Raw genomic sequence first — 10,533 nt, 5'->3', positions numbered from 1 at the left:
GGTGCAGCGCGGCGGCCGCGCCCGCCCCCGGCTGGGTGGAGACCACCGACGTGATCGTGGTGGGTTCCGGCGTGGCCGGGCTGACCGCCGCGCTGCACCTGCGCGAGGCGGGCCTGCACGTCACGGTGGTCACCAAGGTCAACATCGACGACGGCTCGACCCGGTGGGCGCAGGGTGGCATCGCCGCGGTGCTCGACCCGCGGGACACCCCGGCGGCGCACGCCTCGGACACCGAGATCGCCGGCGTCGGGCTGTGCGACCCGGCGGCGGTCCAGGTGCTGGTCGAGGAGGGCCCGATCCGGCTGCGGGAGCTGATGCGGATCGGCGCCGAGTTCGACCGCAACCCGGACGGTTCGCTGATGCTGACCCGTGAGGGCGGGCACCGGGCGGACCGGATCGTGCACGCGGGTGGCGACGCCACCGGGGCGGAGGTGCAGCGCGCGCTGCACGCGGCGGTACGGCGCGACCCCTGGATCCGGCTGGTGGAGCACGCCCTGGTGCTGGACCTGCTGCGGGCGCCCGGGGACGGCCCGGACGGGCTCGGCCCGGCCTGCGGGATCACCCTGCACGTGCTCGGCGAGGGCAGCGAGGACGGTGTCGGCGCACTGCTGGCCCGGGCGGTGGTGCTGGCGACCGGCGGGATGGGTCAGATCTTCGCGGCCACCACCAACCCGGCGGTCTCCACGGGGGACGGGGTGGCGCTGGCGATGCGGGCCGGCGCGGCGGTCACCGACGTGGAGTTCGTCCAGTTCCACCCGACCGCCCTGATCACGCCGTCCGGCGCCGGGGTGCCCGGCGCCGGGCACGCGCAGCAGCCGCTGGTCTCCGAGGCGCTGCGCGGGGAGGGCGCGTACCTGGTCGACGCCGACGGCAAGCGGTTCATGGTCGGCCAGCACGAGCTGGCCGAGCTGGCGCCGCGGGACGTGGTGGCCAAGGGCATCCACCGGGTGCTGCTCGCCACCGGCGCGGACCACGTCTTCCTCGACGCCCGGCACCTGGGCGGGGCCTTCCTGTCCGGGAGGTTCCCGACCATCGTCGCGTCCTGCCTGGCGATCGGCGTGGACCCGGCCACCGACCTGATCCCGGTCGCCCCGGCCGCCCACTACGCCTCCGGCGGCGTCCGGACCGATCTGCACGGCCGCACCTCCATCCCCGGCCTGTACGCCTGCGGCGAGGTCGCCTGCACGGGTGTGCACGGCGCGAACCGCCTGGCCAGCAACTCCCTGCTGGAGGGCCTGGTCTTCTCCCGGCGGATCGCCGACGACATCGCGGCCGGCCTGCCCAATCAGGCCCGGCCGGCGGACACCGGCGCGTGGCTCGGCGGCGCGGGCCGGGTGCTGCCGGCCGAGTCGACGCCAGCCCTGCAACGGGCGATGACGCGAGGCGCCGGGGTGCTCCGGTCGGCGGCGACGCTGGCGGCGACGGCCGGGACGCTGACCGAGCTGGGCGCCGCCCGGGGTCGGCCGCGCACCGCCGACTGGGAGGCGACCAACTTGCTCACCGTGGCGTCGACGCTGGTGGCCGCCGCGTACGCGCGTGAGGAGACCCGGGGTTGCCACTGGCGGGAGGACTTCCCGACGGCAGACGAGCGGTGGCTGGGCCACCTGGTGGGGTCGGTAGGGGCGCAGGGCGGGTTGACGCAGCAGTGGGAGGAGACGCGATGACGGAGTCGACGCAGCGGGCGTTGCGGGCGGCCGGACTGGACCCGGCGCAGGTGCGGCAGGTGATCGAGAACGCGCTGGTCGAGGATCTGGGGCCGGACTTCCTCGACGTCACCAGCGTGGCCACCATCCCGGCGGAGCAGACCGACACCGCCGACCTGGTGGCCCGCGCGGACGGTGTGCTGGCCGGGCTGGCCGTGGCCGCCGCCGTGTTCGAGCTGGTCGGTGAGGTGACCGGGCTCGCCCGTACCGTCGAGGTGTCGCTGGTGGCGCACGACGGCGAGCGGGTGGCCCGCGGCGACGTGCTGGCGACGGTGACCGGGCCGAGCCGGCTGCTGCTCACCGCCGAGCGCACGGCGCTCAACCTGCTCTGCCGGATGTCCGGGGTGGCCACCCACACCCGTGCCTGGGCGGACGCGCTGGCCGGCACGAAGGCGATGGTGCTCGACACCCGCAAGACGACGCCGGGCCTGCGGGCGTTGGAGAAGTACGCGGTGCGGGCCGGCGGTGGCACCAACAAGCGGATGGGCCTCTACGACGTGGCCATGATCAAGGACAACCACAAGCTGGCCGCCGGGGGCATCACCGCAGCGTACCGGCGGGTCCGGGAGGCGTTCCCCGAGGTGCCGGTGCAGGTCGAGGTGACCACGGTCGGCGAGGCGGTAGAGGCGGTGGAGGCCGGTGCGACCTTTTTGCTCTGCGACAACATGACCCCGGAGGTGCTGGCCGAGGCGGTGGCCGCCGTGGGTGACCGGGCGGAGCTGGAGGCGACCGGCGGGCTGACCCTGGAGGTGGCCAGCCGGTACGCGGCCACCGGCGTCGATTTCCTCTCGGTGGGCGCGCTCACCCACTCGTCGCCCATCCTGGACATCGCGATGGACCTGCGGGTCGAGTGACGGGTTTCCGGCCGGCGCGGTCGCCGAGCAGGAGCGAGCCTCAGACGGTGCTCAGTGAGGTGGCGGCCAGGTTGAAGATCACCCGGTTCTCGGTGTCCTGCCGGCCGTCCAGGCCGTACTTGGCCCGGAAGAGCTCCAGCACCCGGTTGTAGATCTCGGGCGCCAGCTCGTCCGCCTCGCCGACGGCGAAGACCTCACCGGCCGCCTCGGGCCGGTCCAGCACGACGCTCAGCCCGGTCAGCCCGTGCCGGGCCACGTTGCGCACCAGGTCGGTGCCGGCGATGTACCAGTCGCCGTCGGAGCGTACGTAGAGCGCCTCGCAGGTCTCCAGGTCCCGACCGGCCTGGCGCAGGCAGAGCCGCAGGGTGAGGCAGGCCTCCAGGTCCTCCAGCGGCGCGGTCTCCCACAGCTCGGCGAACCGGTCATCGACGAATTCACCCAGCGGGGTGGAGACGAACGCCTCGATCTGCTGGGTGTCGAAGGTGCTGCCCTGCACCGGGAAGAACGAGATGAACGCCTTGCCGTCCCAGCGGTACATCTGTACGGAGGGGGCGGCGCTGTAGACGCGGACCTGGAGGCGGGCCCGGGCCGCCTCCGGCAGCTCCTCGCCGAGCCGGGCGAGGTGCCACAGGTTGTTGAGGATGGCCACCGAGGCGTCCCGCCGGCGCAGCTCCTCGCCGCGAAGCCGGACCGCCGGTGAGTCCGGGTCGAGCAGCAGCACCTTGACGGTGGCGCCGTTGGCGAGCGCGGAGCGCAGCGCGGCCACGAAGCGGGAGGCGTAGGGGCCCTCCAGCATGCTGGTCCAGGTCTCCAGGATGGCCACGATCTCCCGGCACTGGGCGACCCGTTCGATCAGCGCGTCCCGGTCCAGCCGGGGGTGCTCGATGATGCTGACGGTCTGGAGTTCGCGGAAGAGTGGGTTGAGCACCACGTAGGTCAGCAACGTCATGATCAGCGCGGCGCCGATGTTGAGGTAGAGGTCGCCGGCGAAGCTGCCGGTCTCCCGTCGGGACGCCTGCCACGCCTGCACGATCATCCAGATCGCGCCGCCGGCCAGAGCCACCAGCACGAGAACGTGCCGCCGACGCCGGCGCAGGGTGTTCCGCCCTCGCGCCCACCACGTCCCCGACATGTCCGCTCCCCGTCCGGCCGCGCCGTGGATCGACCTGTGTTCATGTCGTGATGGGACCAGGATACGGTCCGCCGGCCGGTCCCCGCCCGCCCGGACGGTCGTTGTCTAGGCTGCGTGCGTGCTGCTCTGCATCGACATCGGAAACACCAACACCGTGCTGGCGACCTTCGACGGCGACAAGCTGGTGCACTCCTGGCGGATCAAGACCGATGCCCGCTCGACGGCGGACGAGCTCGGCCTGATGTTCCGGGGCCTGCTCGCCGGGGACAACGTCGAGATCACCGGTGTGGCCGCCTGCTCCACGGTGCCGGCCGCGCTGCGGTCGCTGCGCACCATGCTCGGCCGCTACTACGCCGACCTGCCGAGCGTGATCGTCGAGCCCGGGGTGCGGACCGGGGTCCAGTTGGCGATCGACAACCCGAAGGAGGTGGGCGCCGACCGGGTGGTGAACACCCTCGCCGCGTACACCCTCTACGGCGGGCCGTCGATCGTGGTGGACTTCGGCACCACCACCAACTTCGACGTGATCAGCGGTCGGGGCGAGTTCCTCGGTGGGGCGTTCGCCCCCGGCATCGAGATCTCCTTCGACGCGCTGGCCGCCCGCGCCGCCCAGCTGCGCAAGGTCGAGGCCACGAAGCCCCGCTCGGTGATCGGCAAGAACACCGTGGAGTGCCTCCAGTCCGGCCTGTACTTCGGCTTCGCCGGGCAGGTGGACCGGATCGTCGAGCGGATGACCGAGGAGCTGGGCGAGGTGAAGGCGGTGATCGCCACCGGCGGTCTCGCCTCGCTGGTCATCAACGAGTGCCGCAGCATCACCCACCACGAGCCGATGATCACCCTGATCGGTCTGCGGATGGTCTACGACCGCAACCTCTGACTCCGGTGGATCAGCGCCGCCGGGCGCGGAAGACCAGCGTCCGGTACGGCAGCTCGACGGTCTCTCGACCGGCCACGTCCGGGTGGCTGGCGAGGAGTTCCCGCACCTCGCGGTCGATCGTTTCCCGCTCCTCGATCGGCGCGACGAGCCAGTAGGAGCGGGTGTGCAGCAGCCCGAGCAGCTCCTCGGGGGTGAGCAGCGTCCGGTGCGCGAACTGGGCCATCTCCACCGGCCCGAAGGCCGGGCCGAAACCGGTGACCTGCTCGAGCAGATCGGCCGAGTTGTCCCCGAGGTGGGCGATCCGGCTCAGCTCGCTCACCCAGCCGGCCGCCCGGTCGTCCCGGACGTTCCACACCGGGGCGAACGTCCCGCCCGGCCGGAGCACGCGGGCGACCTCCGCGTGCGCGCGCTCCCGGTCGAACCAGTGGTAGGCCTGGCCGACCAGCACGGCGTCGGCGGCGCCGTCCGGCAGCGGTACCGCCTCGGCGCTGCCGGCCAGGGCGGTCACGCCGGGGGTCGCGGAGCCCAGCTGGGCGCGCATCCCGGGGTCGGGCTCCACCGGCAGCACCTGGTGCCCGAGGGCCCGCACGGCGCGGGTCAGGATGCCGGTGCCAGCCCCGAGGTCGACGACCTGGGCGGGGGCGTCCAGCCCGTCAAGCGCCCAGCGGACCGCCTCTTCCGGATACGTCGGACGAAACCGGTCGTAATCGCCCGCCGCAACTCCGAAGGAGAGGGCGTGAGTGTGATCGACCATGACGGGCAGGTTATCCGGTAACAGGCTCCGGGGCGCTTGAGTACGCTCGGGCCTGACCCCCCGTATCTCCATGACGAGGAAGCGTGCCGTGAGCGAGCAGAACGCCGTGCCAGTGGATCCCGCCGATGACCTTCCCGAGCAGATGAAGGTCCGCCGGGAGAAGCGGGACCGGATGCTCGCCGACGGGGCCGAGCCCTACCCGGTCGGCTTCGCCCGCACCGCCACCCTGTCGGAGGTCCGGGCGCGCTACGCGGACCTGCCCACCGACACCGCCACCGGCGACCAGGTCTCGGTGACCGGCCGGGTGATCTTCGTCCGCAACACGGGCAAGCTCTGCTTCGCGACCCTGCGCGACGGCGACGGCACCGAGCTGCAGGCGATGCTCTCGCTGGACCGGGTCGGGCCGGAGCGGCTGGAGGACTGGAAGCGCCTCATCGACCTCGGTGACCACGTCGGCGTCACCGGCGAGGTGATCACCAGCCGCCGGGGCGAGCTGTCGGTGCTGGCCGAGCGGTGGGAGATGACCGCCAAGGCGCTGCGGCCGCTGCCGGTGGCGCACAAGCCGCTCTCCGAGGAGGCGCGGGTCCGGCAGCGTTACGTCGACCTGATCGTCCGGCCGCAGGCCCGGCAGATGGTCCGTACCCGGGCCGCGGCCGTGCGCAGTCTGCGGGATTCGCTGCACGGGCAGGGCTACATCGAGGTCGAAACGCCGATGCTGCAACTGCTGCACGGCGGCGCGGCGGCCCGACCGTTCGTGACCCACAGCAATGCGTTGAACACCGATCTGTATCTGCGAATCGCTCCGGAACTGTTTCTCAAGCGCGCAGTCGTCGGCGGTGTCGACCGCGTCTTCGAGATCAACCGCAACTTCCGTAATGAGGGTGTCGACTCTTCGCACTCGCCGGAGTTCGCGATGCTGGAGACGTACCAGGCGTACGGCGACTACAACACGATGGCCGAGTTGACCCGCAATCTCGTGCAACAGGCGGCGATCGCGGTCGGCGGCTCGACGGTGGTGACCCACGCCGACGGGCGGGAGTTCGACCTGGGCGGCGAGTGGCGGACGGTGACCCTCTTCGGGGTCCTTTCCGAGGCACTCGGCGAGGAGGTCACGGTCCGCACCGAACGGACCCGCCTGGTCGAGTACGCGGACAAGGTGGGACTGGCCGTGGACCCGAAGTGGGGCCCGGGCAAGCTGGCCGAGGAACTGTTCGAGGAGCTGGTCGTCCCCGGTCTGGAGGCGCCCACCTTCATCATGGACTACCCGGAGGAGACCAGCCCGCTCACCCGCGCCCACCGCACCGAGCCGGGGCTGGCCGAGAAGTGGGACCTCTACGTGCTCGGGTTCGAGCTGGGCACCGCGTACTCCGAGCTGGTCGACCCGGTGGTGCAGCGTGAGCGGCTGGTGGCCCAGGCGCAGCTCGGCGCCCGCGGCGACGACGAGGCCATGCGTCTCGACGAGGACTTTCTCCGGGCGATGGAGTACGGAATGCCGCCGGCCGGCGGTATGGGAATGGGAATCGACCGGCTCTTGATGGCCCTGACCGGGCTCGGAATTCGGGAAACGATCCTCTTCCCGTTGGTCCGACCGGAGTAGTCCGGCCGTCTCGTGCCGTGCCGTAACCGCATCCTATTGACGGGGCGAGCAGCGCGCGGGTTATTGTGCTCTCGTTAGCAGGAGCACCCTGCTCGAAAGGAATGTGGGACGTGGCCAAGCAGATCATTCACAAGCTGGTCGATGACCTGGACGGCGGGGACGCGGACGAGACCGTCAAGTTCGCCCTCGACGGCGTTCAGTACGAGATCGACCTGTCGAGTTCCAACGCCGCGAAATTGCGCGACGTATTCGCTCCGTACGTGGGCGCCGGCAACAAGGTGGGCCGGGGCGGCGTGGTCATCGGTGGACGGGCCGCCCGCGGTCGGGGCGGCGCGACCGCCGACCGGGAGCAGAACAAGGCGATCCGGGAGTGGGCCAAGAAGGCCGGCAAGGACATCTCCGACCGTGGGCGCATCCCGCAGGAGATCGTCGACGAGTACCACGCCAAGCGCTGATCCGTCAGCAGCGTGGTGGCCAGCGGCCGCCGCAGGGCGACACGACGCCGGGCCGGAGCATCCTCCGGGCCGGCGTCGCCGTATTCCCGCCAGCCCCGGCCCGGCGCCCGCCGGCCAGCCGAGGGGTCGGGGAAGCATTCCCGCCCGCCCGACGTTGTCCACAGGCGGTGGAGCAGCTTTCCACAACCTGTGGACAACCTCCCCGGGCCGCGCTCGGTGGTCGTCGCCAGCGCCGGCTCACCCCTCCCGGAGCCTTCCCGAGCCGGGAGAGGGGCTTCCGTCGCGCCAGTCGGATTTCGCTCTGCGCGTAGCGACAGGGGTACCGGAACACCTCCTGAGCGCGGACGGTTGTGCAAAACGACGTGGAACCGACCCGCACCGGAGACACACGACCTCAGCTGAGTCGGTCAGCGACGATAGAGTAAGGAGGCACGGACGCCCGTCCCGGACGTTCGTGCACCGGCCCCGCCAAGATCTTGACCATCAAGGCGCACGGCACGTGAGGAGCACGAGGGCATGTTCGAGCGGTTCACCGACCGAGCGCGACGGGTTGTCGTCCTGGCCCAAGAAGAGGCCCGGATGCTCAACCACAACTACATCGGTACGGAACACATCCTGCTGGGCCTGATCCACGAAGGTGAAGGCGTCGCGGCAAAGGCCCTGGAGAGCCTCGGCATCTCCCTGGAGGGCGTCCGCCAGCAGGTCGAGGAGATCATCGGCCAGGGCCAGCAGGCGCCGAGCGGGCACATCCCGTTCACGCCGCGGGCCAAGAAGGTGCTGGAGCTGTCGCTGCGCGAGGCGCTGCAGCTCGGCCACAACTACATCGGCACGGAGCACATCCTGCTCGGTCTGATCCGCGAGGGTGAGGGCGTCGCCGCCCAGGTGCTGGTCAAGCTCGGCGCCGACCTCAACCGGGTCCGCCAGCAGGTCATCCAGCTGCTCTCCGGCTACCAGGGCAAGGAGCCGGCCGCGGCGGGCGCCGCGCCGGGTGAGGCCGCGCCGTCGACCAGCCTCGTGCTGGACCAGTTCGGCCGCAACCTGACCCAGGCCGCCCGTGAGGGCAAGCTCGACCCGGTCATCGGGCGCGAGAAGGAAATCGAGCGGGTCATGCAGGTGCTCTCCCGCCGTACCAAGAACAACCCGGTCCTGATCGGTGAGCCCGGTGTCGGTAAGACCGCCGTGGTGGAGGGCCTGTCCCAGAAGATCATCAAGGGCGAGGTGCCCGAGACGCTCAAGGACAAGCAGCTCTACACGCTCGACCTCGGTGCGCTGGTCGCCGGTTCCCGCTACCGCGGTGACTTCGAGGAGCGCCTCAAGAAGGTGCTCAAGGAGATCCGCACCCGCGGCGACATCATCCTGTTCATCGACGAGATCCACACCCTGGTGGGTGCGGGTGCCGCCGAGGGCGCGATCGACGCGGCGAGCATCCTCAAGCCGATGCTGGCCCGTGGTGAGCTGCAGACCATCGGTGCCACCACGCTCGACGAGTACCGCAAGCACCTCGAGAAGGACGCCGCGCTCGAGCGCCGGTTCCAGCCGATCCAGGTGGGTGAGCCGTCGCTGGCCCACACCATCGAGATCCTCAAGGGCCTGCGCGACCGCTACGAGGCGCACCACCGCGTCTCGATCACGGACGCTGCTCTCGTGGCTGCCGCAACCCTGGCCGATAGATACATCTCCGACCGCTTCCTGCCGGACAAGGCGATCGACCTGATCGACGAGGCCGGCGCCCGGATGCGGATCCGGCGGATGACCGCGCCGCCAGACCTGCGCGACTTCGACGAGCGCATCGCACAGGTGCGTCGCGACAAGGAGTCCGCGATCGACGCGCAGGACTTCGAGCGCGCCGCCCAGCTGCGCGACAAGGAGAAGCAGCTCCTCGGCCAGAAGGCGCAGCGGGAGAAGGAGTGGAAGGCCGGTGACCTGGACGTCGTCAGCGAGGTTGACGACGAGCAGATCGCCGAGGTGCTCGGCAACTGGACCGGCATCCCGGTCTACAAGCTGACCGAGGAGGAGACCTCGCGCCTGCTGCGCATGGAGGACGAGCTGCACAAGCGCGTCATCGGCCAGGAGGACGCGGTCAAGGCGGTCTCGAAGGCGATCCGGCGTACCCGGGCCGGCCTGAAGGACCCGAAGCGCCCGTCGGGCTCGTTCATCTTCGCCGGTCCGTCCGGTGTCGGTAAGACCGAGCTGTCCAAGGCGCTCGCCGAGTTCCTCTTCGGCAGCGAGGATGCTCTCATCCAGCTGGACATGTCCGAGTTCCACGACCGCTACACGGTCTCCCGGCTCGTTGGTGCCCCTCCCGGCTACGTCGGCTACGACGAGGGCGGGCAGCTGACCGAGAAGGTGCGGCGTCGGCCGTTCTCGGTGGTCCTCTTCGACGAGATCGAGAAGGCTCACCCGGACGTGTTCAACACGCTGCTCCAGATCCTGGAGGACGGTCGGCTCACCGACGGTCAGGGCCGGATCGTGGACTTCAAGAACACGGTCATCATCCTGACCACCAACCTGGGCACCAGGGACGTCGCCAAGGCGGTGTCGCTCGGCTTCCAGGCGTCGGAGGACTCCGAGTCCAACTACGACCGGATGAAGCAGAAGGTCAACGACGAGCTCAAGCAGCACTTCCGGCCTGAGTTCCTCAACCGGATCGACGACACCATCGTCTTCCACCAGCTGCGCCAGAACGAGATCCTCTCGATCGTGGACATCATGATCCAGCGGATCGAGACGCAGCTGCGGAACAAGGACATGGGTCTGGAGCTGACCGACAACGCCAAGAAGTACCTGGCGATGAAGGGCTTCGACCCGGTGCTCGGTGCCCGTCCCCTGCGTCGCACGATCCAGCGCGACATCGAGGACAACCTCTCCGAGCGGATCCTGTTCAACGAGCTGACCCCGGGTCAGATCGTCGTGGTGGACTGCGAGGGCGACCCGAACGACATCGACAATTCCAAGCTCGTCTTCCGGGGCGCGGAAAAGCCGGTCGAGGTTCCGGACGCCGTGCCGGCCGACCTCGGTGGCACCGCCGCCGCGGGCGCGGACGAGTAGTACCAGCGGCAACAGGGGCGGGGCCCCGGTGGCGAAAGCCACCGGGGCCCCGCCTTTTTCCGTAGCCGTGCCCCGCCCGCGGCGGCCGTGCGCCGCCGCGGGCGGCGCACGGC

At 70.7% G+C, this 10,533-nt stretch carries 8 protein-coding genes; 6 read left to right on the top strand and 2 right to left on the bottom strand.

The annotated features are described in order from the left end of the window. Positions 1 to 1,664: L-aspartate oxidase (locus tag DKT68_RS27955; RefSeq protein WP_109820374.1), on the top strand; the 1,664-nt coding region annotated here is incomplete at its 5' end. Then, complete coding sequence (gene nadC, locus DKT68_RS27950) at positions 1,661 to 2,557, top strand: carboxylating nicotinate-nucleotide diphosphorylase (RefSeq protein WP_109820372.1); 897 nt, start codon at positions 1,661 to 1,663, stop codon at positions 2,555 to 2,557. The genes DKT68_RS27955 and nadC, both read left to right, overlap by 4 nt. A gap of 40 nt (positions 2,558 to 2,597) precedes the next feature. Here the strand turns inward: nadC and DKT68_RS27945 are convergent, their stop codons facing one another. Continuing rightward, positions 2,598 to 3,689 (bottom strand): hypothetical protein, encoded by a 1,092-nt coding sequence (locus tag DKT68_RS27945; RefSeq protein ID WP_146218444.1) that lies wholly within the window; start codon positions 3,687 to 3,689, stop codon positions 2,598 to 2,600. A 118-nt stretch (positions 3,690 to 3,807) separates the two neighbouring features. Between DKT68_RS27945 and DKT68_RS27940 the strand changes: the two genes are divergently transcribed. Beyond that, positions 3,808 to 4,566 (top strand): type III pantothenate kinase, encoded by a 759-nt coding sequence (locus DKT68_RS27940; protein ID WP_109820370.1) that lies wholly within the window; start codon positions 3,808 to 3,810, stop codon positions 4,564 to 4,566. 10 nt (positions 4,567 to 4,576) lie between these two features. Here DKT68_RS27940 and DKT68_RS27935 read toward each other — a convergent pair whose 3' ends face one another. Next, positions 4,577 to 5,320, bottom strand: a complete 744-nt coding sequence (locus tag DKT68_RS27935) for a class I SAM-dependent methyltransferase (protein ID WP_109820369.1) — start codon at positions 5,318 to 5,320, stop codon at positions 4,577 to 4,579. A gap of 88 nt (positions 5,321 to 5,408) precedes the next feature. On the opposite strand from DKT68_RS27935, the gene lysS reads away from it, so the two are divergent. From lysS to DKT68_RS27920, 3 genes are all read left to right on the top strand, one after another. Next, positions 5,409 to 6,917, top strand: coding sequence for a lysine--tRNA ligase (lysS, locus tag DKT68_RS27930; RefSeq protein ID WP_109820368.1), 1,509 nt, complete (start codon positions 5,409 to 5,411; stop codon positions 6,915 to 6,917). Between the two features lie 110 nt (positions 6,918 to 7,027). Then, complete coding sequence (locus tag DKT68_RS27925) at positions 7,028 to 7,372, top strand: histone-like nucleoid-structuring protein Lsr2 (RefSeq protein ID WP_109820373.1); 345 nt, start codon at positions 7,028 to 7,030, stop codon at positions 7,370 to 7,372. 516 nt (positions 7,373 to 7,888) lie between these two features. Then, positions 7,889 to 10,420, top strand: coding sequence for an ATP-dependent Clp protease ATP-binding subunit (locus tag DKT68_RS27920; protein WP_109820367.1), 2,532 nt, complete (start codon positions 7,889 to 7,891; stop codon positions 10,418 to 10,420). Positions 10,421 to 10,533: the final 113 nt, after the last annotated feature.

The sequence above is a fragment of the Micromonospora acroterricola genome, from assembly GCF_003172955.1.
GTDB classification, from domain to species: domain Bacteria; phylum Actinomycetota; class Actinomycetes; order Mycobacteriales; family Micromonosporaceae; genus Micromonospora; species Micromonospora acroterricola.
Note: the sequence above shows the minus strand (reverse complement) of the source record. Positions and strands in the feature narration are given on the sequence as shown.